This window comes from Actinophytocola sp., assembly GCF_036378875.1.
Lineage (GTDB): Bacteria > Actinomycetota > Actinomycetes > Mycobacteriales > Pseudonocardiaceae > Actinophytocola.
The window spans coordinates 1-25,086 of the sequence record NZ_DASUVO010000071.1; the positions used below are offsets into that span (position 1 = coordinate 1).

The window sequence follows — 25,086 nt, forward strand, 5'->3', positions numbered from 1 at the left end:
GGCCGCGGCCTACATCCAGGAGCACGTGTCGAAGCCGGTCGTCGGCTACGTCGCGGGCTTCACCGCGCCGGAAGGCAAGACCATGGGCCACGCCGGCGCGATCGTGTCCGGTTCGTCCGGCACCGCGCAGGCCAAGAAGGAGGCCCTCGAGGCGGCGGGTGTCAAGGTCGGCAAGACGCCGTCCGAGACGGCTGAACTGGCCCGCAAGCTCGTGGCCCAGAACGCCTGACCACCGCGAGTCACCAGACCGTGGGGCGGTTAGCTCGTGTAGCGTGCCGCCCCACCGACGGTAGTTCGTGGTCCCGGTCTCGCTGTGGGAACCGCCTCGTGTCTGCGACCGTCGAATGGTCTGCAAGCAGACGTGTGTCCTTACTATCGCGGCAAGTGAGCTGAGGAGAGCAACGCGATGACCTTCCCAGGCGGGGCCCCGGGTGGCTACCCGGGCCAAGGGCCGCAGCAGCAGCCCCCCTTTCCTGGCCCCGGCTACGGGCCGCCCCCCGGCGGGGGTACGAAGCTGAGCCTGCCGGCCATCCTGCACCTGGCCGTCGGTGGTCTGGGTCTGATCACCTTCTTCATGGGCTTCGCGGCCCAGACCGAACGCGACAGCGGCTTCTTCGCCAACGGCTCGGCCCTGCCGGCGCTGTTCCTGCTCGCCGCTGTGTTCTCGTTGCCGGCGATCCTCCCGGGCGAGGACAAGAAGGCGGGCGTCGCGCCGGCCGGGCTCGCCATCGCCGGCTGGTTGTCTGTGCTGTTCTTCACGTTCTCCACGTCCGCGGACGTGGGCACCGGCACCATCCTGCTGATGATCTTCGGCTTCCTGCAGACGGGTGCCGCGGTGGTCGCGTTCCTGTTCGACGCGGGCATCCTGAAGGTCCCGGCCCCGAACCCGTACGGTCACCAGCCCCAGCAGCCCGGTGGCGCGTTCCCGCCGTCCGGCCAGTTTCCGGCCCCGCCGCCGCAGCAACCGCAGCCGCCGCAGCCGGGTCAGTTCGGCGCGCCGCCCGGGCAGCAGACGACGTTCGCGCCGCAGCAGGGCCAGTTCGGCCAGCCGCCGCAGCAGCCCGGCACCCCGCCGGGTGGCTACCCCCAGCAGCACTAGAAGTTTTCTGACCGCCCGGATGGGGTGGCACCGGTTCCTCCGGTGCCACCCCATCCGCGTTTTCACCTGATCGGGTCATGCCGGCGCGTGGCGTCCCGCGCCTGGCGATGTCCACATGCGACTGTGGCCGCATGGCCGCCGACCTCGACGGATCCGACGAACCGGTGCCCGGAACGGAGTACGCGGAGCCCGGTGAGGAGCCGACCTCCGCCCAGGACGCAGCGCCTCCCGAGGAACGCGCACAACCCGAGACCGCGGGTGTCGTGGGTTCGGCCGCCGAGCCGGAGGTGTTGGCAGACCCGGTGCCGCCACTCACCCAGCTGCGCGTGCTCACCTTCCTCGCGGTCGGCCCCATCCTCACCGGCTACGTGGCGATCGCTTCCTTGCTCGCGGTCGTCACCGCGCTCGCCAGTCACGCACGTTTCACCACGACCGGTGTCCTGGGCGCCGCGCTGCCCAGCTGGCTCGCGGCCTACCAGGTGCCGGTGTCGGTTCTCGGGCTCGAGTTGGGGGTGCTGCCGCTCCTGCCCACGATCGTCGTCGTGGTGCTCATCGCCAAGACCGTGGCCCGTGCCACCGAGCGGCTGGACCTGCACCGGCCGGGGCAGGCGGCGCTCGTGGTCGGCGCCGTCGCCACGGCGCATGCCGCCGGTGGGCTGGTCGTCGCGATGCTCGTGGCCGGTGAAGAGGTCACCGTGGACCCTCTCGCCGCCTTCGCCCACCCCGCGCTCGTGTCCGCGACCGCCGCCACCTTCGGGGTCCTGTGTGGTCGCGTGGAACTGCTCGCCGTGCTCGCGCGGCGAGTCGACGTGGTGGCCGTCGCCGGGTTGCGGGCCGGGCTCCTCGCCGTGGTGCTGCTGCTCGCCGCCGGCAGTGCGGTCCTGACGTTCGCGCTGCTCACGTCCACCGCCGCCGCCCGGGACATGTTTCCCGCGGGGGCCGGCAACGCGGTCGGCATGCTGCTGCTGTCGATCGGCTACCTGCCCAACGCCGTCGTCGCCGCCACCTCGTTCCTCGCCGGGCCCGGGTTCTCGCTCGGCACGATCACCGTGTCGCCGCTCGAGTTCACCGGCGGCCCACCCCCCGCGGTGCCACTGCTCGCCGCGCTGCCGGAACAGCAGGCCGCGTGGTGGCCCGTGTTGTTCCTGCTGCCGCTGGCCGTCGGCGTGCTCGTCGGGTACCTGCTGCGAGACGTCGACGAGGACCCGGTCGCGCGCCTGCACGCGGTGGGTGTCGCGACCGGGGTCGTCGCGGTGTGCTTCGTCGTACTGGCCGCCCACGCCGGCGGCCGGCTCGGTCGCGGCACGTTCGACCCGGTCAGCATGCGTGCGGCGGCCGTGTCCATCGCGCTCGTGCTGTGGACGGCCATCCCCGCGGCGGTCACCGCCTGGTTCACCGGCACGCGGCCGGCCACCGAACCGCTGCCCGGGCTGATCGACGACCCGGAGGACGAGGACGAGGATGAGGACGACGAGCCACCCGCGCAGCTGCCCGACGCGGTCGAGGCGGCTAGGGACTAGCCAGCTCGCGGATGTCCGCCGCGATCGCGGCCAGCGGTTCCGTGTTGACGATCTCCGCGAACCAGTCCCACAGCTCCAGCGCGTGGAACAGCCGGTACAGCGTGAGCCGCGCCGGCCCGTCCGGCGGCAGTGGCCCGTATCCCGCCAGCAGCCCGGCGACCTTCCCCGGCGACCGCGTCAGGTCGTACTGCACCGTCTTCGCGAGGTCCATCAACGGGTCGGCGGCGATCGCGTTCTCAACGTCGACGAGCCCCGTCACCCGCCAGCCGTCGGTGCCCTGCTCGACCAGCACATTGCCCTCGTGCAGGTCGTTGTGGCACAGCACGGCACCGGCGCAGTTGCCCAACAGGTCAGACCGCTCCGCCACGTACTCGCTCGCCAGCCGGTGGATCGCCGGGTCGCCGTCCCGGTCCGCGAACTCCGCGAGCTTCGTGGCGAACCGCTCGCTCATGTAGGCGGTGTTGTCCGGCGCGGGGTCCAGCAGCGACGTGGTCAGGTAGCCGAACGCGGGTTGCGTGATCGTGTGCACGGCCGCCTGCAGCTCCCCGATCTGCCTGTAGACGTCCTCGATGGTGTCGACCCGCACCGAGGACAGCGGCTCGCCTGGCACACGGGTCAGGACCGTCACCCCGCGCGCCGTGTCGATGTGCACGACCGACGGCGCCCCCGCCACCCCTGCCAGCAGGGAGTAGACGTGGACCTCCTTCGCCTGCTTCCACCGCGACTCGCCGGTGTACCGCTTGACGACCAGCGCCTCGCCCGGCAACTCGTACACGGCCGTGCTCACAGGCGAAAGCTAGCCGAGGCGAACGTGCCGGGCTACCGGTTATCCGTGGTGTTCAGCCGTTGCCTAAGCTGCGGGTATGCCGCAGCACAGGAGCCGACACTGAGCGAGTCAATCTCGGTGAGACCTGACCGCCCGGCCAGGGTCGTCGTCCTGGTCTCCGGATCCGGCACCCTGCTGCAGGCCGTGCTCGACGAGCCTGACCTGCCCATCAGCGTGGTCGCCGTCGGCGCGGACCGGACCGGCATCGCCGGCCTCGAGCGGGCCGGGCGGGCCGGCGTGCCCAGCTTCGTCGTGCGGCTGAAGGACCACGCGGACCGCGCGGAGTGGGACCGCGCGCTGACCAAGGCGGTCGCGGCGTACGAGCCGGACCTGGTGGTGTCGGCCGGGTTCATGAAGATCCTCGGCCCCGAGTTCCTCGCCGCGTTCTCCGGGCGCGTGCTCAACACGCACCCCGCGCTGCTGCCGGCGTTCCCGGGAGCGCACGCGGTGGCGGAGGCGCTCGCGTACGGCGTGCGGGTGACCGGCTGCACGGTGCACCTCGTCGACGTGGGAGTGGACACCGGGCCGATCGTCGCGCAGGAGGCGGTGAGCGTCGTGCCCGGTGAGGACGCCGACGCGTTGCACGAGCGCATCAAGGTGGTGGAGCGTCGGCTGCTGGTCGACGTGATCGCATTGCTTACCCGGCAGGGGTACACGGTGCACGGACGAAAGGTGAGCATCCCGTGACTGACGAGCGGCGCCCGGTTCGCCGGGCCCTCATCGGGGTTTCGGACAAGGCGGGTCTGCTGGAGCTGGCGACCGGCCTGCACGCCAACGGCGTGGAGATCGTGTCGACCGGCGGCACGGCTCGCGTGATCGCGGACGCCGGCGTGCCGGTGACGCCGGTCGAGCAGGTCACCGGGTTCCCGGAGTCCCTCGACGGGCGCGTGAAGACACTTCACCCCCGGGTGCACGCCGGCCTGTTGGCGGACCTGCGCAAGCCGGAGCATGTGGAGCAGCTCTCGGCTCTGGGCATCGAGCCGTTCGACCTGCTCGTGGTGAACCTGTACCCGTTCGCGCAGACGGTCGCGTCTGGCGCGTCGCCGGAGGAGTGCGTCGAGCAGATCGACATCGGCGGGCCGGCGATGGTGCGCGCGGCAGCGAAGAACCACGCGAGCGTGGCGGTGGTCGTGGACCCGTCCCGGTACGAGTGGGTGCTGGAGTCGGTGCGTGGCGGTGGTTTCACGCTCGCGGACCGGCAGGGGCTGGCGGCCGACGCGTACCGGCACACGGCGACCTACGACATCGCCGTGGCGTCGTGGATGGGCTCGGTGCTGGCACCCGAGACCGAGACCGTCTTCCCGTCCTGGGTCGGCGCGAGCTGGGACCGCCGCAACGTCCTGCGGTACGGCGAGAACCCGCACCAGAAGGCCGCGCTGTACGTGTCCGGGCACACCTCAGGTGGTCTGGCCACCGCGGAACAGTTGCACGGCAAGGAGATGTCGTACAACAACTACCTCGACTCGGACGCGGCGTGGCGCGCGGCGTACGACCACGAGCCGCCGTGCGTCGCGATCATCAAGCACAACAACCCGTGCGGCATCGCGGTGTCCACTTCGGACATCGCAGAGGCGCACCGGAAGGCACACGCCTGCGACCCGGTCTCGGCGTACGGCGGGGTGATCGCCGTGAACCGCGAGGTGTCGGTGGAGATGGCCGAGCAGGTCGCGGAGGTGTTCACCGAGGTGATCGTCGCGCCGAGCTACGCCGACGGCGCGGTGGACGTGCTGGCACGCAAGAAGAACATCCGCATCCTGGTGGCGTCGGCGCCCAGACGCGGCGGGCCGGAGTTCCGTGCCGTGTCGGGTGGGCTCCTCATGCAACAGTCGGACATCATCGACGCCCCGGGCGACGACCCGGCGAAGTGGACGCTCGCGACGGGCGCCTCGGTCGACGACGACGTGCTGGCCGACCTGGCGTTCGCGTGGCGCACGTGCCGGGCGGTCAAGTCGAACGCGATCGTGCTTGCCTCCGGCGGCGCGACGGTCGGTGTCGGCATGGGCCAGGTGAACCGCGTCGACGCGGCCAAGCTGGCGGTAGCCCGTGCGGGTGACCGAGCACAGGGCTCGGTAGCGGCCTCGGACGCGTTCTTCCCGTTCCCCGACGGCCCCGAACTCCTGATGGAGGCGGGTATCCGCGCCATCGTGCAACCAGGCGGCTCGGTCCGCGACGCGGAAGTGATCGCCGCGGCAGAAGCAGCAGGCGTCCCGGTCTACCTGACAGGCACCCGCCACTTCGCCCACTAACTCGCGAGGTTTAGTGGGTCATGAACTCCTTGGGGGTTAGTGGGCGGTTCGTGATGCGGGTGTCGCCCAGCCAGCCGTGGTAGGACTTTTCGATGATGTTGTTGTAGGCGTACGCGCCTACCAGCCATGGGCTGCCGACCGTGGCTATGCCCGTGGCCGGGGTGTCCGGGTTGCGTAGCAGTGGTGAGCTCTCGACGTAGAGCGTGGTGTGTGTGCCGTCGTTGACCACGGCGACGTGCCACCACGTTTCCTCGTCCATCTCGTGGCCCCAGTTGGTCGAGATGCCGTTCTGGTTGTCAGGGAACACCGCCCACTGCAGGCCAGCGCCGTCGGACAGGTTCAGTGTGCAGATCGGCTCGCTCGGGTCGTCGCCGGTCTTGCCGGCCGCCGAGCCCGGTGCGAGTGTGGTGAGCAGCCCGCACCACGGGCTGTTGAACCCCGCCGGCAGCTTGATGAACGTCTCGACCGTGTACCCGCCGTCGAACCGCAGCCGGTTCACCGGCGCGTTGTCCACGGTGGTCAGGTAGCCGTCCTTGCCGAAGAACCTGCTGCCGTGGCTGGGCGAGTCCGGGTGGTGGTCGGCAGTGCCGGTCAGCGTGCCTACCTGGCGCAGGTTGTTGCCGTTGCCGGACAGGTCGGTGAGCGAGTCCGACCGCCAGTACGCGACCGTGCCGGGGATGACGAGTTCCTTCGCCGGCCGGGCCGCGCGGACCGGGATGGGCGCGAAGCCGGCGAACCGTGTCGCGAAGTCGATCGGCACGGTGAACCGGTCGACGTCGCCGGAACGCTCGAGCTCCTTGCGTGCCAACGTGTTCAGTGACTTCTTGCCGGCGAGCCACGGCGAGAACGTGCGCACGTCGATGGCGCCGCGCGCCAGGTCGAACTGGTACAGCCGGATCATGCCGCTGCCGCCGTAGTACCGGTCCTGGTAGTTCGTGATGTGCAGGTGGACGTCGTTCCCCGCGGTGTTGCGCAGCACGGTACGGCCGGGCGGCCAGAAGTGGCCGTTGATCGTGAGGAAGATCTGGTCGTGGTCGGCGATCAGGTCGTCCCACAGCCGGCGCCCGTAGTCGGAGAGCGCGGCCACGCCGGTGTCGTCGGCCTCGACCAACTCGTGCGTGGTGAGGATGACCGGCAGCGACGGGTGCTTCGCGAGCACGTCCCGGGTCCAGGCGAAGCCCTTCGCCGACATCCGCCAGTCCAGCGCGAGCACGAGCCAGTCCCGGCCGGCGGCCCGGAACACGTGGTAGCTGTTGTAGCCGTCCGCGCTCGCGCCCCGGAACGTCGGCGAGCCGCTGAAGCGCTGTGGCCCGAACTCGTCGAGGTAGGGCGACGGACCACGCTGGTCGTCGGTGCGTGAGTTGATGTCGTGGTTGCCCGCGAGCACGCTGTAGCCGACCCGCCGCCGGTCCAGCACCCGGAACGAGCGGCCGATGTCCTGGATCTCGCTGCGCAGGGCGTTCTCGACGAGGTCGCCGAGGTGCGAGATGAACACGATGTTCTCGCGCCCGATGTTGTCCAGCAGGTACCGCAGCGCCGCGTCGAGCGGCTCGGAGTCACCCCGGTCCTGGTCGAACAGGTACTGGGTGTCGGGGATCACCGCGATCGTGAACCGGCCGCTGTCGGGGTCGGGCCGGCCGCCGCCCCTCACGTCAGCGGCGGCAGAGGGGTACGAAGCCAGGGGAGCCGCCGCGGCAACCCCGGTACCCAGCAGAAACATACGACGGGTCGTCATGGGCGGGATGCTAGGCAGACCTCGGCGACGGCAAGGCGAACGTGACCTTAACCCTGATCGGTGAATTCGGGCGTAGCTTGGCGGCATGACCACAATGGATCTTGGTGATGTGTTCGACGCAGGTCAGAAGGAGTTCGCCGTCCTGGGACCCGTGCTGTGGAACCCACTCGGTGAGGCGACGGTCGCGGCGGCGGATCCCCGGCCGGGTGACCGAGTACTGGACGTCTGCTGTGGCGCGGGTGCCTCCGCCATCCCCGCCGCGAGGGCCGTCGGGCCGGGCGGGCACGTCGACGCGATCGACCTCGCCGAGCGCCTCCTCGAGCAGGGTCGGGCCGATGCCCGGGACCTGCCCCAACTCGACTTCGTCCACGCGGACGCGACCACCTGGCCGCGCCGGGACTACGACATCGTCCAGTGCGCCTACGGTGTCTTCTTCCTACCGGACATGGACGCGGGAGCCGACCGGCTGGTCTCGTTGCTCGAGCCCGGTGGCCGGTTCGTCGTGACCACCTGGGCCGAGGAAGCCATCACGCCGGTGCCGGAGATCCTCGAGGAGGCAGTGGTGGCCGAGGGCGGTGAGCCGGCGACGAACCGAGGGCGCGGGCCCGCCGCCAGGATCAACACGGTCGAGAAGTTCACCCATTGGCTCACCGCGCGGGGTGTGCACGACGTGCGTGTGGTGACAAAACAGCATCACATGCCGCTGAACGAGACGACCGCGTGGGCGATCGTGGTCGGTTCCGCGATGCGGACACGGCTGAACGGCGTAGCGGAAGGCATCCTTCCGAACGTGCGTGCGCGGTTCCTCGATCTCCTCGCCGCCCGTGAGGTGGCACAAATGAACGCCGTTTCGCTCATCGGCGTAGGCCGAACGGCGTATTGATCGAAGTTTTGCGCACAACCTGACAATCCTGCTTGGCGACATTGTCACGGAGGCCAGAAAAACAAACCCAATCTTGCTGGTCGGGACGCGGCTCGTTAGCGTACTCGCCAGTAGATAAGCCCGGCCTTGACACCAGCGGAGGTGTGCCTTGGGAGTCGAGGTCGTGGTGGAGAACCTCTCGAAGTCTTTCGGGCAGCAGAGGATCTGGCACGACGTCACGTTGACCCTGCCGGCGGGTGAGGTCAGCGTCATGCTCGGCCCGTCCGGCACCGGTAAGTCGGTATTCCTGAAATGTCTGATCGGGCTGCTCAAGCCGAACACCGGCCGGATCGTGATCAATGGCGTTGACCTGGTGCGTTGTTCCGAGCATCAGCTCTACGAGATCCGAAAACTCTTCGGCGTACTGTTTCAGGACGGTGCGCTGTTCGGCTCGATGAACCTGTATGACAACATCGCGTTCCCGTTGCGGGAGCACACCAGGAAAAGCGAACGCGAGATCAGGGACATCGTGTTGGGCAAGATGGAGATGGTCGGCCTGGCCGGCGCGGAGAAGAAACTCCCCGGCGAGATCTCCGGCGGCATGCGCAAACGTGCGGGGCTTGCCCGCGCGCTGGTGCTCGAGCCCCAGATCATCCTGGTCGACGAGCCGGACTCGGGCCTCGACCCGGTCCGCACCTCCTATATCTCCCAACTCCTCATCGACCTCAACGCGCAGGTCGACGCCACGATCCTCATCGTGTCCCACAACATCAACCTCGCGCGCACGGTGCCGGACAACATCGGCATGCTCTTCCGCCGCGAGCTGGTGATGTTCGGACCCCGTGAGGTACTGCTGACCAGCGAGGTGCCGGCCGTCAAGCAGTTCCTCAACGGCAGCCGCATCGGCCCGATCGGCATGTCCGAGGAGAAGGACGACGCGACCATGGCCGCCGAGCAGGCACACGCCGCCGCCGGCCACCACGACGGCTCGACGGAGGACATCCGCGGCGTCGTGCCGCAGCTCCAGCCCACGCCGGGGCTGCCGTACCGCCAGGCCGTGCGCCGTCGCAAGGACCGCGTCATGCGGATCGTGCACACGCTCCCACCTGCCGCCCGGCGCGGCATCCTGTCCAGTTTGGACGCCGAGGACCGGGCGAGATACCAACTCGGGACGCCACTGAGATGACCACGAGGCAAGGCTTTCCCGGTGCCGCGGCGATGCGCGAGACCGGTCGGCTCTACGCGTTGGGCCTGGACGTCATCCGGTGCACGTTCAAGCGGCCGTTCCAGTTCCGGGAGTTCGTCGGACAGTTCTGGTTCATCGCCAGCGTCTCGTTGCTGCCGGCAGCGCTCGTGTCGATCCCGTTCGGGGCGGTCATCGCCCTGCACCTCGGGTCGCTGACCACGCAGATCGGCGCACAGTCGTTCACGGGCGCGGCCAGTGTCCTCGCGATCATCCAGCAGGCCAGCCCGGTCGTGACCGCGCTGCTGATCGCCGGCGCGGGCGGCTCGGCCATGTGTGCGGACCTCGGCGCCCGCACCATCCGCGAGGAGATCGACGCGATGGAGGTGTTGGGCGTCAACCCCGTCCAGCGCCTGATCGTCCCGCGTGTGCTCGCCGCCATGGGAGTCGCCGCGTTCCTCAATGGACTCGTCTCCGTGGTCGGGGTGCTCGGTGGCTACTTCTTCAACGTGGTCATGCAGGGCGGCACACCCGGTGCGTACCTCGCGAGCTTCTCCGCGCTGGCGCAGCTGCCGGACCTGTGGATCTCCGAGATCAAGGCGGTGATCTTCGGTTTCGTGGCCGGCGTGGTCGCCTCCTACCGCGGCCTCAACCCCGGCCGCGGCCCGAAGGGCGTCGGTGACGCGGTCAACCAGTCCGTGGTGATCACGTTCCTGCTGCTGTTCCTGCTGAACCTGATCCTCACGACGCTCTACCTGCAGCTCGTGCCGCCGAAGGGAGCGTGAGTACGTGGCGCTCCTTGACGAGAGACCCAAGGCCGACAACCGCTTCCTGGCCGCGGTCGACCGCCGCTTCACGTTCCTCGACATCCTCGGCGACCAGATCTTCTTCTTCCTCAAGGCGATCGCCTGGATCCCGCGTGCGCTTCGGCGCTACGGCAGGGAGATCGTGCGTCTGATCGCCGAGGTCAGCTTCGGGTCCGGCGCGCTCGCGGTCATCGGCGGCACGATCGGCGTGATGGTCGGCATGACCGCCTTCACCGGCGTCGTCGTCGGCCTGCAGGGATACTCGGCGCTCAACCAGGTCGGCACGTCCGCGCTCGCCGGGTTCATCTCCGCCTACTTCAACACCCGCGAGATCGCACCGCTGGTGGCCGGTATCGCGCTGTCCGCGACCGTCGGCTGTGGTTTCACCGCGCAGCTCGGCGCCATGCGGATCTCGGAGGAGATCGACGCGCTCGAGGTCATGGGCGTGCCGAGCATCCCGTACCTGGTGACCACGCGGATCATCGCCGGTTTCGTCGCGATCATCCCGCTGTACGCGATCGGGTTGCTGACCTCATACATCGCGTCGCGACAGGTGACGATCTGGTTCTTCGGCCAGTCCGCCGGCACCTACGACCACTACTTCCACCTCTTCCTACCGCCGATCGACGTGCTCTACTCGTTCGGCAAGGTGTTGGTGTTCAGCGTCGTTGTCGTGCTGGCGCACTGCTACTACGGCTTCCGCGCGTCCGGCGGTCCGGCCGGCGTGGGTGTCGCGGTAGGACGGTCGGTGCGCACGTCGCTGGTCGCGGTCAACGTGATCGACCTGTTCCTGAGCCTCGCGCTGTGGGGCGCCACCACGACTGTGCAGGTGGCGGGATGAGAAAGCTCGCGAGAAGAGCGGCAGGCGTCGCGTTCCTGCTGGTGATGGCGGCGCTCGTGACGCTGTCCATCCAGGTGTACCAGGGGAAGTTCTCCGACGACGTGGTGGTCACGCTCAAGGCGGACCGAGTTGGCAACCAGCTCAACAAGTCCTCCGAGGTCAAGGCGCGGGGCGTGGTCGTGGGCAGCGTCCGTGCGGTGCACGGCGGCTACGACGGCGCCACCATCGACCTGGCCATCAAGCCGGACATGCTGCCCCGCTTACCCAAGGACGTCACCGCGCTGCTGATCCCGAAGACGCTGTTCGGCGAGCGGTACGTGCAACTGTCCATTCCGGACGACTCGAGTGCGGGCCCGCTGGTGGCCGGGGACGTGGTCCGCCAGGACCGCTCCGCGAACGCGATCGAGCTGGAGCGGGTCTTCGACGACCTGTTGCCGGTGTTGAAAGCCGTGCAGCCACAGAAGCTCGCGACGACGCTCACCGCGATCTCCACCGCGTTGGAGGGTCGGGGCGAGCGCATCGGCCAGGCGATGGCGTCCACGGCCGCGTATCTCGAGGAGTTCAACCCGAACCTGCCGCAGCTCACCGACGATCTGCAGGCACTGGCGAAGGTCAGCGCGCTGTACGGCGACATCGCGCCCGACCTGCTCGACGCGCTCACCGACTCGTCGGTCACGCTCAACACCGTCGCTGACGAACGTGTCCAGCTCACCGACCTGTACGCGCAGGTCACCCGCTCGGCGCAGGACGTCACGATCTTCTTGCGGAACAACAAGGACAACCTGATCCGGCTGGCCACGACGAGCACGAAGCCACTGGAGCTCGCGGCCGAGTACTCGCCGAGCTTCCCCTGCACCCTCAAGGCGTTGACCGACCTCAAGCCGTCGCTCGACGCGTTGCTCGGCGCAGAATCGGGCAAGCCCGGCTTCAACGTCGACGTGACGATCACCGAGTCGCGGGGCAAGTACGTGCCAGGCAAGGACGACCCGGTGTACAACGCGACCGGCGGGCCGCGGTGTTACCCGAGCGGCGTGGCCCCGACCCAGGGCGTGGTCGCCAAACCCACTGGCAGCGAAGGACATCCGCTGCTGACGGGAGGCGACCTCGGGCTGCCGAACTCGCCGCAGGAACAGGAACTCGTGGCCACCCTGCTCGCGCCGTCACTCGGCGAGGTGCCGGCCTGGAGCAGCGTGCTCGTCGGCCCGCTCTACCGCGGCACGGAGGTGACGCTGCGATGAGCGGAGCTTGCGGAGCGTTCCGGCGCCACGGAGCGGGCGAGGGGGCGTCATGAGAAAGCTCGTTGGGCCACTCATCAAGGGCCTCATCTTCGTGCTGGTCACCGGGCTCGCCACGGCGGTGCTCGCGATCTCGATCGGCAACACCAACGTCGGTGACACGATCAGCTACGCGGCCCGGTTCACCGACGTCACGTCGCTGAACCCCGGTGACGACGTCCGTATCCGCGGTGTGCGGGTCGGCCAGGTCGACGAGCTGTCCGTTGTGGACCACAACCTCGCGCTGGTCCGCTTCTCGGTGGACAGGTCCAAGCAGCTGCCGGCCGACGTGACCGCGACCATCAAGTACCGCAACATGGTCGGCCAGCGGTACATCGCGTTGGATCGTGGCGAGAAGCTGTCGTCCGACCTGCTGGCCGAGCACAGCGAGATCCCGCTCGACCGGACGTCTCCCGCGCTCGACCTCACGGACCTGTTCAACGGCTTCAAACCGCTGTTCCAGGCACTGTCCCCCAAGGACGTCAACCAGCTGTCCGGGGAGATCGTCCAGGTACTGCAGGGAGAAGGCGGCACGATCGACAGCCTCCTCGCGCACACCGGCTCGCTGACCGCCACGATCGCCGACCGTGACAAGGTCATCGGCCAGGTGATCAACAACCTCAACTCGGTGCTGGGCAACATCAACGACCAGGGCAACGCGCTGTCCACTCTGGTCAGCACGTTGCAGCAGCTGGTGACCGGCCTCGCCGGCGACCGGACCGCGATCGGGGACGCGATCGAGGGCATGGCCGCGCTCACGGACGCGACCGCGGGCCTGCTGGACCAGGCCCGCGAGCCACTCAAGGAGAGCATCTCCGGCCTCGGACTGCTGTCGTCGAACCTGGTCACCGGCAGCGCGGAACTGGAGCAGTTCCTGACGATCACGCCGACCAAGTTCGACCGGATCGGGCGCAACGCCTCCTACGGCTCGTGGTTCAACTTCTACCTGTGCGAGGCGACCGTCGTGGGCTTCCCCAGCCAGGACTACGACAACCCGCACCCGAGGTGTGACGCGTCATGAGCGGAGCTTGCGGAGCGAATCATCGATATCCAGGACAGTGCCGCGCCCGCGGAGGGCGCCGATGTAGCGGAGCCTGCGGAGCGTTTTGGCGCCACGGAGCGGGGGCGGTGCCGTCATGAAGTCCTTCCGTGAACGCAGTCCGGGCCCGATCGGAGTGATCGGCACCGTCGTGCTGGTGGCCATTGCCGCGCTGGTGTACTTCTGGGGGGACCTGCCGGGCATTCGCGGCGCCACGTACCAGGCCGAGTTCTCCGAGGCGGCCGGGCTGCGCCCGGACGACGAGGTGCGGGTCGCGGGCATCAAGGTCGGCGAGGTGAAGGACGTCGACCTGGACGTCGACCGGGTGCTGGTCACCTTCCGCGTCGACGACACCTGGATCGGCGACAGCACCACCGCCGCCATCAAGATCAAGACGTTGCTTGGCCGCAAGTTCCTCGCACTGCACCCGACCGGCGAGCGCGAGCAGGACCCGGACGTCCACATCGGCATGGACCGCACGGCCACCCCGTACGACGTGACGCAGGCGTTCGAGGGGCTCGCGTCGACCGTCGGCGAGATCGACACCGCACAGCTCGCCGACAGCTTCCGCACGATCTCCGACACGTTCGCCGACTCGCCGGAACACGTCCGGTCCGCATTGGACGGTCTGACCGCACTGTCCCGCACCGTTTCCTCGCGGGACGCTCAGCTGGCGCAGCTGCTGTCGAACACCAGGCAGATCACCACGACGCTGGCCGGCACCAACGAGGAGTTCGACAAGCTGCTCGACGACGGCGAGTTGCTGCTGACCGAGCTGAACAGCCGCCGCGACGCCATCCACAACCTGCTGACCGGGACGACGGAGCTGGCGGAGCAGCTGTCCGGGCTCGTCGCCGACAACCAGCGCCAGCTCGGTCCCGCGCTGGCACAGCTGGAACAGGTGACCGACATCCTGACCAGGTACGGGGCCCAACTCGACCAGAGCCTGAAGCTCGCGGGCCCGTACTTCCGCGTGCTCAACAACATCACGGGCAGCGGCCGCTGGATCGACGCGTATGTCTGCGGTCTGGTGGAGAAGAACCGCGAACCCTGTATCCCGCCACGGATTCCGGGGGCCGCGAAATGAACCAGACACGGGCACGGCGCCGGTTCGGGCGCTTCGTCTCGATCGTGGTGATCCTCGGCGTACTCACGGCCGGTGTGCTGTGGTGGGTGTTCGGCGGCGACGACCCGAAGCGGGTCACCGCGTACTTCAGCCGCGCGGTCGGTGTGTACGCGGGTTCGGACGTACAGGTGCTCGGCGTGAAGGTGGGCTCGGTCGAGTCCGTGACCCCACGTGGCGACCGGGTCGAGGTCGTGTTCACTGTGGACCGTGAGGTCGGCGTCGCGTCGGACACCGGCGCCGTGGTGATCGCGCCGAGCGTGGTGTCCGACCGGTACGTGCAGCTGACCGAACTGACCAGGAACGGCCCGGTGATCAAGGACGGGGCCGTGATCACCGAGTCCCGCACGGCGACCCCGGTCGAGCTGGACGAGCTGTACGCCAGCCTCAACGAGATCATCACCGCACTGGGCCCGGACGGCGCGAACTCCGACGGGGCGCTGTCCGAGCTGCTCGACACCGGCGCGGCCAACCTGGACGGCAACGGCAAGGCGTTCAAGGAGAGCGTGCGGAACTTCGCCGACGCGGCGCGGACGCTGTCCGGCTCGGCCGACGACCTGTTCGGCACGATCGACGAGCTGCAGAAGTTCACCACCATGCTGGCCACGAATGACCAGCAGGTGCTGGAGGTCAACACCCAGCTCGCCCAGGTGTCGGACACGCTGGCCGCCGACCGCGACGAGCTGACCACCGCGCTCGCCACGCTCGCCACCGCGCTCGCCGACATCCAGGCGTTCATCAAGGACAACCGCCTCGCCATCAAGTCCAATGTGGACAAGCTGGCGCAGACCACACAGCTGCTGGTGGACAACCGGGCGTCCCTGGCGGAGGCGCTCGACGTGGCGCCGCTCGCCGTGACCAACGTGCTGCAGGCGTTCGACCCCGAGTCGGGCACGCTGCAGGGCCGGGGGTTGCTGCTCGAGTACATGGACTGGCCGGGCGTGCCCACCCCGATCACCGATGGAACAGCAGGTGGCCGATGAGCGGAGCTTGCGGAGTGAGTCATCGACTCAGGAGAAGAGCCTTCGCCGCCTGTGCCGCGGTTCTCGTGCTCGCCGCCGGCTGCACCTCGACCGGCGTGAGCGGCATCTACGACGTCCCGCTGCCCGGCGGCGCGGACCTCGGTGACCACCCGTACCGGGTCACCGTCGAGTTCGCCGACGTGCTCGACCTGGTCCCGCAGGCCGCGGTCAAGGTCAACGACGTGGTGGTCGGCCGGGTCGAGTCGATCGAGCTCGGCGGCGAGGACGGGTGGACCCCGCAGGTCGTGGTGGCCGTCAACGGCGACGTCCAGCTGCCCGCGGACGCCCGCGCGAGCCTGCGTCAGTCCAGCCTCCTCGGCGAGAAGTTCGTCGAGCTGGCGGCGCCGCCGGAGAGCACGGACACGGCGCGGCTGGTGAACGGCGCGACGATCACCGCCGACCGCACCAACCGGCACACCGAGGTCGAGGAGGTCTTCGGCGCGTTGTCGTTGCTGCTCAACGGTGGCGGCATCGGCCAGCTGCGGACGATCAACCAGGAGCTGTCCAGTGCCCTGACCGGCAACGAGCCGGAGATCAAGGCGTTCCTGGCGAACGTGGACGAGCTGGTGACCAATTTGGACGCCCACCGCGGTGACATCACCGCCGCGCTGGACGGGCTGAACCAGCTGTCCGCCACGCTCGCCGGCCGCAACGAGCAGATCAGGGGCGCGCTCACCGACCTGACGCCCGGCCTGCAGGCGTTGTCGGAGCAGCGCACGGCGCTCGTCACGATGCTGCAGTCGCTCGACGCGCTCGGCGACGTCGCGGTGGACACGATCGAGAAGAGCAAGGACGCCATGGTGGCGGACCTGGAGGCGCTCGCCCCGATCCTGAACCAGCTCGCGGCCGCGGGGCAGAACCTGCCGCAGGCGCTCGAGGTCCTGCCGACGTTCCCGTTCACCGACGAGGTCCTCAACGTGACCAAGGGCGACTACATCAACATCTTCCTGACCATCACGCCGGACCCGGACTTCGTGGCCCCGCTGCCGCCGCTGCCGATCCCGGGAGGAAGCTGATGCTCACCAGGACGGTTCGTTTACAGGTGATGGCGTTCATCGTGATCGCGCTCGCCGCGGTCGCGTTCGTCGGCGCCAACTACGCGGGTCTGGACCGCCTGCTCGGCGGCGGCACGTACGTGGTGCGGCTGGAGCTCGAGGACGGCGGCGGCCTGTTCACCAACAGCGAGGTGACCTACCGCGGTGTCGCGGTCGGCAGGGTCGGTGACATGCGCCTGACCGACCGGGGCATGGAGGCCGACCTCGTGCTCGACGACTCGGCCCCGAGGATCCCGGTGGACACGAAGGCGGTGGTGGCAAACCGGTCCGCGATCGGTGAGCAGTTCGTCGACCTGCAACCACGCGGCGACAGCGCGCCGTTCCTCGAGAACGGCTCGGTGATCCGCAGGGAGCAGACGACCTTGCCCATGCCGGTCACCACGTTGCTGTCGAACCTGAGCGCGTTCAACCAGTCCGTGCCGACCGAGTCGCTGCAGATCGTCGTCGACGAGCTGTACACGGCCATGAACGACACCGGTCCGAGCCTGCAGCTCCTGCTCGACTCGACCATGTCGTTCACCGACGAGGCCAAGAACCACCTGCCGCAGACCACGGTCCTGATCAACGACGGCGCGACCGTGCTCCAGACGCAGCTTGACTCGTCGACGGCGTGGCGGGACTTCTCCGACAACGCCAAGCTGTTCGCGCACGAGCTGGCCAGCGCGGACGGCGACCTGCGGGAGCTGATCGGGGCGGCGCCCCAGGCGGCCACGCAGCTGTCCGGGTTGCTCGCGGACACGAACCCCGGTCTGCCCGTGCTGGTCGCGAACCTGCTGACCACCGCGGACATCTTCGAGACCCGGATCAACGGCATGCGGCAGCTGTTCGTGAACCTGCCGAAGGCGGTGGCCGCGACGTCGACCGCGATCACCCCGGAGGGCGCCAACATCTCGATCGTGAACACGTTCTTCGACCCACCGCCGTGCGTGACCGGCTACGACACGCCGTACCGGCCGGGTGAGGAGACCTCGCTCCTGCCGTTCGACACCACCACCGAGTGCGCGCTCCCGTACGGGGACCCGAGGTTGGTGCGTGGCTCCCAGAACGCGCCGGAGGGTGGCGTGCCCGATCCGGCGGTGCCGGGTGGCGGGGTGCGTATGCCCGGACCGCTCGGCGCTCCAGCGCTCCCCCTGGCGTCCAATGTGGAGGAGATGCTGTGGCTCGACAAGTGAAGGTGCTGCTGGGCGTCGTGGTGCTGGCGCTCGCCTTCGCCGGCTGGGGCGGTTGGACCTGGATTCGGGCGACGAACGACGACTCGCTCGCGTACGCGAACGCCCGCGAGGAGGTACTGGCCGCTGGTCGCACACAGGCAGCCATTCTGACCACATTGGACGCACACGACGTGGACGGCGGCATCGAGAAGTGGCTCGCCGTCTCGACCGGCGGGCTGCGGGACGAGCTGGCCGCGACCGACGCGAAGACCAGGAAGGCGTTGGCCGACGCCGGCACGGTCGCCACCGGCCGCGTGCTCGACGCGGCCGTCAGCGAGCTCGACGTCCGTGCCGGCACGGCGAAGTTGCTGGTGGTGGTGGAGATCTCGACCGCGACCGACGGCTCGCCGACCGCCGCGAAGCGCAACCGGTTCGTCGCTGGCATGTCGCGTGTGGACAGTGAGTGGAAGTTGTCCGCCATGGACCAGGTGCCGTTGGGGGCGCAATGACCACGAAACTCGAAGACGACCGCGACCTGAACCTCGACGCCGACGACGAACTGGACGACGAGTACGAAGAGGACGACGAGACCGAGGACGCCGAGGTCGATCCTCCTGACGAGGACGACGATCCCGAGCCGAGGAGCCGGTTCTTCGGCCCGCGCCGGCTCACGGTGCTGCTCGGCGCGGCGGCGGTGCTGTTCGCGGCCGCCGGCGCCTGGTCGCTGGTCGAGGCGGGCAACCTGCGTGACTCACCGGCCGCGCACAACGAGGCCCTCGTGGACACCGGCCGCACCGCCGAGGTGAGCGCCGCCGTCACCAACGCCATGAACCAGATCTTTTCGTACTCCTATGACAAAACCGGGGTGACCGAGCAGGCCGCGAAGGACGTGCTGCGCGGCGACGCGCTCGCCACCTACGACAAGCTCTTCGCCGAGGTGCGGGCCAAGGCGCCGGAACAGAAGCTCGTGCTCACCAGCAGGGTCGTCTACTCGGCGGTCCAGTCGCTTGAGGACGACCGAGCGGTCGTGCTGGTGTTCCTCGACCAGGCCGCCACAAGGGTCGACACGAACACGACCTCTGCCGCGGCCGCGCAGCTGTCGATAACCGTGTCACGGGAAGGCGACCGTTGGGTGATAACGGACATGGCACCGCGATGACTTTATCCGAACATGACAACTCCACCGGATGTACTTAGCTGAGGCAGACAAAAGAAAAACAAATTCTTGTAGCCTCTGTTACTGACAGGTAACATAATTTTTGGACATGGCGGAAACGCCCATTAATTGTCGGGAGAAAGGAACGATCGCATGCGAGCAAGATTGATCGGCACCTTAGCCACTGGTGCGGCTCTCATCGTATCGGCCATTGTGACAGGGCCCGCCGCGGCACAGCCGGCGACCTGGACGGTCACACCGGGAGGCGCCTTCCACGGCGTCGCCGGCGAGACCCTGCTCGAGGTCCAGGAGTCCGGCATCCAGCTGTCCTGCGCCTCGTCGACCGCCGACGGGACCGCGCAGAGCGGCACCGGGCTGTCGAACCCGCTCGCGACGATCCCGGAGACGCCGGGCATCGTGTTCAACGAGTGCTCCGGCCCGTTCGGCCTGACCTTCGAGGTCACGCAGGTCGGCGACTGGTCGCTGAACGGCGGTTCGTACGACGCGGCCACCGGCGTCACGACCGGCACCATCGACGGCATCGAAGCGGGCATCGTCGGCCCTGGCTGTGAGGCGACGGTCACCGGTTCCGTGAACGTCACCTACACCAACGGCACGGCCACGCTCGCGGTGCTGCCCGACTTCACGCTCGAGGTCACGTTCGTCGACCCGGCGAACAACTGCCTCGGCCTGATCAACGAGGGCGAACACGCCAACTTCGCGGGCTCGTACTCGATCACGCCTGGGCTGACCGTCACCAGCCCGTAGTTTCACCTGGCTCGTTCGACCGGCCGGGGAGGCATCGGCCGGTCGAACGAGCCCGCTCCACACGAAAGGCAAGGCGCCATGGGTGGCCGGATGCGCAGGATGGCCAGTGTCGGGGTGCTGGCCGCCGCCGGGGTGGCGGTGGCACTGGCCAGTCCGGGCGCGGCTGGTGCGCAGGACGACACACAGCAGGTCGACGCCCGGCTCACCTACCAGTGCGACACGAGCCAGGCCCTCCTGCGGGTGACCGGCACCTTCCCCGGTACCGGCACGACAGGCGAGCCGGTACAACCGACCGGGGTGACGCTGGCGGTCACCGTGCCGCCCGAGGTGTTGGCCCAGCTTCCCGACGCGGTCTCGGCGACGTCCGTCGTGCGGCTCGACACCACCGTCACACAGGGCGAGACCGCCGCGTCCGCCAGCTGGGGAGCCGTCCAGGACACACCGGTCCCACTCGGCGCGGACACGGTGTTCACGGGAACGGTCGAGCCAGAACCGGTCACCGCGGGCGAACCGGGTGAGATCACCTTCGCCGCGGCCGGCCTGAGCGTGACGATCACCGGCCAGAACGCGGACGGCGCCCCGACCGAGCCGCCGAGCGTGGAGCTGACCTGTCTACCGGCTGACGACCAGACGACCGAGTTGGCCGCCGTGTCGGTCGCGGACGTCGAGGATCCCGTCACCCCGTCGACCGAGAAACCCGAGCCGGGCCTGCGAGTGGGCACGGAATCGGTGTCGGCTGCCGCCGAGCCAAGCAAAGTACCGTTGGAATGCCACGCCATCGACGCGCCGGAGACGCCGAAGAACGACCCGACGATCCCGGTGCCGAACCCTTATCCGTTCCAGAGCTACTGCGCGAAACTGACCGGGTTCACCAACGTCGCGAAACTCAACGCCTCGGTGTTGCAGCCTGGCGGTTTCATCAACATCTCCGCCGGGAGTTTCATCCGCAACTGCGTGTCCACCGGGCGATTCTGCTCCTTCAACGCGGTTTATTCGAACAACCCCCGCCCGGTCGACGATCCGCCGGCGGATTGTTCGAAGCCGCCGAACAGCACCGAACCGACGCCGATCACCAAACCACTGCCCGACGACCACACCTATCCGAAGGCACCTGGCTCGTTCTTCGTGTTCGGTTTCATGCCGGCGAGCGGCACCATGCAGCTCACCCAGCTCGCACCGGCCAAAGTGGACATCTGGTTCCGAGGCACCGCGGGTGAGGTGACCGCGAAGATCCAGCTGTCCGTCCAACTGATCGACGCCTGCGTCAACGGCGTGAAGGTCCCCCTCGGCAACGACTGCAGGTCCGCGTCGCCGATCGACGCGGTGCTGACCGCGACCCCGGCGACCTACAGCATCACCAACGGCGGCGTGCTGACCGGCAAGGTCACGATTCCACCGTTTTCCGGCTGTGGTGTCGGGGAGGATCTCGACCGGCTGCTGACCGAGCTGATTTCCGGGCCGGACAATTTCGTGAAAATGACGCAGAGCAAGGTCTGCTCGCTCGGCAACCAGGTCAACTGTCCACCCGTCACGCCGACTCCGCAGCGCTGATTTCCGGATGGGGTGAGTTCTGTGCGCAGGTTCGTGCTGCCCTTGATCGTCGGACTGATGCTCGGCACCGCGAGTCCCGCGCCGGCCACCGGTTGGACCGTGACACCGGGAGGGAACATCACCGCGAGCGGCGGGGACGTCTCGTTCTACTTCCCGGAGACCGGCTTCGAGTGGTACTGCGAGTCGCTGGCGCTGCCGGGTGTCGCGCCGACCGTCGGCAACCCGGTCGCGGTCTTCCCGGAGACACCGGGTGTCCAGTTCTCCGACTGCTCCGGCCCGCTCGGTTTCGCCCCGGAATACGTCCAGATCGGTGACTGGACAATGCACGCCCAGACCTACGACGCCGCCACCGACGTGGTCACCGGAACCATCCCCGACGTGTCGTTCGCGTGGACGGGTCCGGCCTGCGAAGCGACTTTCTCCGGTTCGCTCGACTTCCGGTACCACAACGGGAACGGGCAGCTCGAAATCCTGCCGAACCCCACCATCGACGACATTTCCGTGGATCCGAACAACGACTGTTTCGGTGCGCTCGACGGCGCCACCCACGCGACGCTCGGCAGCACCTTGTCGGTGGTGCCGGTGCAACACATCGTCCCGTCCTGACCTTTCGAACAGTTTCCGTGAGAGGTGTGCCCGTGTCAGGTATGCGAAGAACCCGAACCGTGTTTCTTGCGATGGTCGCGGCAGCCGCCGCGTCCCTCGCGCTCGTGACCCCGGCGTCGGCGGCGACGACCCTCGCCGGTGCGTGGGCCCCGCTGAACCGTTGCCCTGTCGACGATCCGGCGATGCTGGCCGCCGACGGCGTGACGGTCGCCGCGCTGTGCCTGTCCTCCAGCGCGCCGTCCGGCACGTTCACCATCGGCGCCACCACGCTCACCACCGGCGCGACCGACCTCCAGCTCGGCGTGCTGAACCAGTCCGGGACGTACACGACCGTCGCGCCGGCCGCCGGCGCCGTCATCGGGGACTCGGTCGACATCCCGGGCGGGCTGCTCGGTCTCATGTGCCCGAGCGCCATCCCGTTCATCTCCGACATCTGCCGCCAGCTGACGAACAGCCCGCTCAACAGGGTGACCGCGACCATCCAGTCCGCGGGCGCCCCGACGGACTTCAACCTCGCCGCCGGCGTCGGCACCGGCACGCCGATCATCACGCTGCCGGTGAAGATCAAGCTGGACAACCCGTTCCTCGGCTCAACCTGCTACATCGGCACCAACGCGAACCCCATCGTGTTGAAGCCGGCCAACCTGGCCAGGCCGACCGGCCGGGTCGTCCGCTTCAACGCCGACGGCACGGCGAACGCGACCGGTCAGATGGGCTACCTGTCCCTGTCGGGCGCGGCACAGGGTGACAGCACGTTCGCGGTGCCGAGGGCCAGCGGCTGCGGCCTGTTCGGCATCCTGTCCGGCGCGGTCGACCTGAAGCAGGGCCTACCGTCCCCGGCCGGCTCGAACAGCCTGGTCCTGAACGACGCGGTCACCAACCTGGGCGGCTTCCAGGTTCCGCGCAACTTCGCCCCCACCCAGGGCCAGCAACTGTCCCAGCGCTGGCACGCGGCGGTGGTCAACTAGCCGCAAATGAGAATGCGGCCGATCCCCGGGTCGGCCGCATTCTCATTTCACATGGGCCTGGTGCCGAACGCGAACGTGATGTCGTTGTAGGTGCTGCCCTGGACGCAGCCGATGGACGCGGTTTCGCCGTCGTCGGTGGTGCAGTGCCAGCCGTCGGAGAGGTCGGTGCCGTCGAGGGAGGCGCCGCGCTGCGCCGCGGGGATCGTCAGGTACTCGTCGAGGATGTTGAACGCCTCGGTGCAGCCCACCACGCCGTCCACGGTCGGCTCGGCGATCAGCATGTGCTTGTTGCCGTCCACGTCGACCTCGCCGCACTCGACCGGCTTGGGCGTCGTCGCGTCGATGGCCTCGGTGTGGAAACCGAGTCCCTCGGGGTCCTGGGCGTCGCCCTTGACGCAGGCGACCGAGGCGTCGTCGGGGGCGCAGGCCCAGCCGTCGGAAAGCTGGGTGGTTCCCTTGGTGAGGTACTCGTCGAGGACGTTGAACGCCTCGGTGCAGCCGACGACGCCGCCGTTGGCCCCGACGGCGATCAGCTTCTGCGTGCTGCCGTTCACCTCGACCTCACCGCAGTCGACGGGCTCTGACTCCTGGTCGCCGTCGGTCGCGAGGTTGACGTCCACAGTGGCCCCGGTCTTCCCGTCGCTGGCCGACATGGACGCGTTGCACGCGGTCAGGAGCACAGTGCCGGCGGCGAGGGCGGCGAGGATGGCAACGCGCTTGAACATCGTGGTTTCTCCCGGTCTTGTTGATCGCTCTTACGCCCTGTTCAGACGAAGGACCGGGAGTCAGGTTCTGTGTGAACGACGGCTCTGGCCGAATGGCCATCCGTCAATGGCCGAACGGTCAGCGAACGTCAGCGGCGTTGGGCCGGAAGTACGACTTCCTGGTCGCGGCGCCGCGCCGGAGAAGCACGCAGCACCAGTTCCAGCTCGAAACGCTGGTGCGGGTCGTGCAGCAGGTGGCCGAGGGACTGTTCGAGCTGGCGCATGCGGTAGCGGACCGTCTGCGGGTGCACGTCCAGCAGCGCGGCCATGTCCGGCACGCTGCCCTGTACGTCCAGCCAGGCCCGCAGGGTTTCCAGCATCCGCTCACGCTGCTTGACCGTGAGCCCTCGCAGCGGGGCCAGGAGCCGGTCCCGCAGGGCCCCGAGCAGCCGGTCGTCGGAGTGCACGAGCACGGTCGACAGGTAGTGCTCGGCGCGGATGACCTGCCGGTCCGGCAGCACGTTCTGCTGTGCCAGCGACAGTGCCTTGCGGGCCCAGCGCAGCGCGTACGCCGCGGAGTCCAGCCGCACACACGGCCCAACCGCGAGCCGGCACTGCGGCAGCGCGGCCCGGATCGCCGCCAGCCGCCCGTCGGTCACCTCGCCTGGCACGAGCAGGCGTGGCTCGATGCCGTCGAGATCGGCGAGCACGTCCGCGTCAAGGGTGGGTTTCCGCTGGTTGTGACCGGTGCCGGGCAGCGGGTGCACGGCGATCGGCGAGACCTTCTCCGGCACCTCCCAGCTGATCAGCTGCGCAAGCTCGGCGATCGCGGCCGGTGGTGCGGCCGGGTTCTGCAGGATCATGCCGAGCAGCCGGCGCCGCCAGGTCTCCAGTGCGCCGGCGGAGGTCGCCTTGGCCTCGAGGTACCCGTCGAGCGCGACTGACGCCAGCTTGTCCATGTAGGCGAACACGGCGTCGGCGAGCTGCGACATCACCGCTGAGGACAGACCGTTGCGCTTGCCGACCCGCATCACCCGGCGCCACGCGACCCGCGCGCCGATCCGGTAGGCGGCCTGCAGGTCGTCGAGGCTGCGGCCCTCCCGCATCTCGTTCTGGCCGAGCTTCTGGTGCACCTCGTAGCACTTCTGCGCGGACGCGTCCGGGTTCGCGATCTGCTCGATGAACAGTGTGAGGGCGTGCTGCACACCGGCCTTGAGCGACTTGCCGTACGGACCGTCGAGCGGGCGCGCGTAGTTGGGGATCTTCGCGCGTATCTCGTCGACGATCTCGGCGGCGACGCTGGCGAACTCCGGCCTCAGCACATCCGCGAGCGGCTTGGGCAGGACGTTGTTGTCGAGGCGGTACTCGACAGTCATGTGGTGCTCCCTTACAGCCCGCGCACCTTCGAGCGGTAGCACTGGCTTTATCGGAGCACACGTTCGAGATGTCACATCCGGACGGAACAAACCCACGGTTTGTCACGTACGTGACAAGTTCTCGGCCGGCACCTGAACGGTGTTGACAAGTCGGATGGCCGGCCATTGGTCAGAC

Annotated in this window: 24 protein-coding genes and 1 pseudogene; 21 read left to right on the forward strand and 4 right to left on the reverse strand. The window is 68.6% G+C overall.

Annotated elements, in window-relative coordinates; genetic code table 11:
- From VF106_RS19795 to VF106_RS19805, 3 genes and pseudogenes are all read left to right on the forward strand, one after another.
- Positions 1 to 229, forward strand: a pseudogene (locus tag VF106_RS19795) (succinate--CoA ligase subunit alpha); the annotation flags it as partial.
- Positions 230 to 406: 177 nt separating this feature from the next.
- Positions 407 to 1,099, forward strand: a complete 693-nt coding sequence (locus VF106_RS19800) for a DUF5336 domain-containing protein (protein ID WP_330841239.1) — start codon at positions 407 to 409, stop codon at positions 1,097 to 1,099.
- 131 nt (positions 1,100 to 1,230) lie between these two features.
- Entirely contained in the window at positions 1,231 to 2,619 is a 1,389-nt protein-coding gene (locus tag VF106_RS19805; RefSeq protein ID WP_330841240.1) for a cell division protein PerM, read from the forward strand.
- On the opposite strand, the gene VF106_RS19810 is transcribed toward VF106_RS19805, so the two are convergent.
- Positions 2,609 to 3,406 carry a phosphotransferase family protein gene (locus VF106_RS19810; RefSeq protein ID WP_330841241.1) on the reverse strand — a complete coding sequence of 266 codons (798 nt, stop codon included), beginning with the start codon at positions 3,404 to 3,406 and terminating at the stop codon, positions 2,609 to 2,611. The two genes, VF106_RS19805 and VF106_RS19810, sit on opposite strands and share 11 nt — an antisense overlap.
- A gap of 117 nt (positions 3,407 to 3,523) precedes the next feature.
- Between VF106_RS19810 and purN the strand changes: the two genes are divergently transcribed.
- The gene (purN, locus tag VF106_RS19815; protein WP_330841242.1) at positions 3,524 to 4,132 is read left to right on the forward strand and encodes a phosphoribosylglycinamide formyltransferase; all 609 of its coding nucleotides are present in this window, start codon (positions 3,524 to 3,526) and stop codon (positions 4,130 to 4,132) included.
- Positions 4,129 to 5,691 (forward strand): bifunctional phosphoribosylaminoimidazolecarboxamide formyltransferase/IMP cyclohydrolase, encoded by a 1,563-nt coding sequence (gene purH, locus VF106_RS19820; protein ID WP_330841243.1) that lies wholly within the window; start codon positions 4,129 to 4,131, stop codon positions 5,689 to 5,691. Before purN ends, purH begins: the two co-directional genes overlap by 4 nt.
- A gap of 10 nt (positions 5,692 to 5,701) precedes the next feature.
- Here purH and VF106_RS19825 read toward each other — a convergent pair whose 3' ends face one another.
- A complete protein-coding gene (locus tag VF106_RS19825; RefSeq protein ID WP_330841244.1) occupies positions 5,702 to 7,426 on the reverse strand; it encodes a LamG-like jellyroll fold domain-containing protein in 1,725 nt (574 codons plus the stop codon).
- A gap of 85 nt (positions 7,427 to 7,511) precedes the next feature.
- Between VF106_RS19825 and VF106_RS19830 the strand changes: the two genes are divergently transcribed.
- The 16 genes from VF106_RS19830 (at position 7,512) to VF106_RS19905 (ending at position 22,831) form a co-directional block, all read left to right on the forward strand.
- On the forward strand, positions 7,512 to 8,309 hold the full coding sequence (locus VF106_RS19830; protein ID WP_330841245.1) for a class I SAM-dependent methyltransferase: 798 nt from the start codon (positions 7,512 to 7,514) through the stop codon (positions 8,307 to 8,309).
- Positions 8,310 to 8,457: 148 nt separating this feature from the next.
- Positions 8,458 to 9,474: an ABC transporter ATP-binding protein gene (locus VF106_RS19835; RefSeq protein ID WP_330841246.1), complete on the forward strand. Its 1,017-nt coding sequence runs from the start codon at positions 8,458 to 8,460 to the stop codon at positions 9,472 to 9,474.
- Positions 9,471 to 10,256 carry an MlaE family ABC transporter permease gene (locus tag VF106_RS19840; RefSeq protein ID WP_330841247.1) on the forward strand — a complete coding sequence of 262 codons (786 nt, stop codon included), beginning with the start codon at positions 9,471 to 9,473 and terminating at the stop codon, positions 10,254 to 10,256. The genes VF106_RS19835 and VF106_RS19840 overlap by 4 nt, the downstream gene beginning before the upstream one ends.
- A 4-nt stretch (positions 10,257 to 10,260) precedes the next feature.
- The gene (locus VF106_RS19845; RefSeq protein WP_330841248.1) at positions 10,261 to 11,118 is read left to right on the forward strand and encodes an MlaE family ABC transporter permease; all 858 of its coding nucleotides are present in this window, start codon (positions 10,261 to 10,263) and stop codon (positions 11,116 to 11,118) included.
- Positions 11,115 to 12,356 (forward strand): MCE family protein, encoded by a 1,242-nt coding sequence (locus tag VF106_RS19850; protein ID WP_330841249.1) that lies wholly within the window; start codon positions 11,115 to 11,117, stop codon positions 12,354 to 12,356. The genes VF106_RS19845 and VF106_RS19850 overlap by 4 nt, the downstream gene beginning before the upstream one ends.
- A gap of 49 nt (positions 12,357 to 12,405) precedes the next feature.
- On the forward strand, positions 12,406 to 13,413 hold the full coding sequence (locus VF106_RS19855) for an MCE family protein (RefSeq protein WP_330841250.1): 1,008 nt from the start codon (positions 12,406 to 12,408) through the stop codon (positions 13,411 to 13,413).
- A gap of 115 nt (positions 13,414 to 13,528) precedes the next feature.
- Entirely contained in the window at positions 13,529 to 14,518 is a 990-nt protein-coding gene (locus VF106_RS19860; RefSeq protein WP_330841251.1) for an MCE family protein, read from the forward strand.
- A complete protein-coding gene (locus VF106_RS19865; RefSeq protein WP_330841252.1) occupies positions 14,515 to 15,537 on the forward strand; it encodes an MCE family protein in 1,023 nt (340 codons plus the stop codon). The genes VF106_RS19860 and VF106_RS19865 overlap by 4 nt, the downstream gene beginning before the upstream one ends.
- A 14-nt stretch (positions 15,538 to 15,551) precedes the next feature.
- On the forward strand, positions 15,552 to 16,592 hold the full coding sequence (locus VF106_RS19870) for an MCE family protein (protein ID WP_330841253.1): 1,041 nt from the start codon (positions 15,552 to 15,554) through the stop codon (positions 16,590 to 16,592).
- Positions 16,592 to 17,803 (forward strand): MlaD family protein, encoded by a 1,212-nt coding sequence (locus VF106_RS19875; RefSeq protein WP_330841254.1) that lies wholly within the window; start codon positions 16,592 to 16,594, stop codon positions 17,801 to 17,803. Before VF106_RS19870 ends, VF106_RS19875 begins: the two co-directional genes overlap by 1 nt.
- Positions 17,788 to 18,291, forward strand: coding sequence for a hypothetical protein (locus tag VF106_RS19880; RefSeq protein WP_330841255.1), 504 nt, complete (start codon positions 17,788 to 17,790; stop codon positions 18,289 to 18,291). The genes VF106_RS19875 and VF106_RS19880 overlap by 16 nt, the downstream gene beginning before the upstream one ends.
- Positions 18,288 to 18,941 carry a hypothetical protein gene (locus tag VF106_RS19885; protein WP_330841256.1) on the forward strand — a complete coding sequence of 218 codons (654 nt, stop codon included), beginning with the start codon at positions 18,288 to 18,290 and terminating at the stop codon, positions 18,939 to 18,941. Before VF106_RS19880 ends, VF106_RS19885 begins: the two co-directional genes overlap by 4 nt.
- A gap of 210 nt (positions 18,942 to 19,151) precedes the next feature.
- Positions 19,152 to 19,706, forward strand: coding sequence for a hypothetical protein (locus VF106_RS19890; protein ID WP_330841257.1), 555 nt, complete (start codon positions 19,152 to 19,154; stop codon positions 19,704 to 19,706).
- 90 nt (positions 19,707 to 19,796) lie between these two features.
- The gene (locus VF106_RS19895) at positions 19,797 to 21,257 is read left to right on the forward strand and encodes a DUF6801 domain-containing protein (RefSeq protein WP_330841258.1); all 1,461 of its coding nucleotides are present in this window, start codon (positions 19,797 to 19,799) and stop codon (positions 21,255 to 21,257) included.
- 21 nt (positions 21,258 to 21,278) lie between these two features.
- Positions 21,279 to 21,863: a hypothetical protein gene (locus VF106_RS19900; RefSeq protein WP_330841259.1), complete on the forward strand. Its 585-nt coding sequence runs from the start codon at positions 21,279 to 21,281 to the stop codon at positions 21,861 to 21,863.
- Between the two features lie 41 nt (positions 21,864 to 21,904).
- Positions 21,905 to 22,831, forward strand: a complete 927-nt coding sequence (locus tag VF106_RS19905; RefSeq protein WP_330841260.1) for a hypothetical protein — start codon at positions 21,905 to 21,907, stop codon at positions 22,829 to 22,831.
- 47 nt (positions 22,832 to 22,878) lie between these two features.
- Here VF106_RS19905 and VF106_RS19910 read toward each other — a convergent pair whose 3' ends face one another.
- Complete coding sequence (locus tag VF106_RS19910; protein ID WP_330841261.1) at positions 22,879 to 23,556, reverse strand: hypothetical protein; 678 nt, start codon at positions 23,554 to 23,556, stop codon at positions 22,879 to 22,881.
- 128 nt (positions 23,557 to 23,684) lie between these two features.
- Positions 23,685 to 24,911 (reverse strand): PucR family transcriptional regulator, encoded by a 1,227-nt coding sequence (locus VF106_RS19915; RefSeq protein WP_330841262.1) that lies wholly within the window; start codon positions 24,909 to 24,911, stop codon positions 23,685 to 23,687.
- Between the last annotated feature and the right edge of the window lie 175 nt (positions 24,912 to 25,086).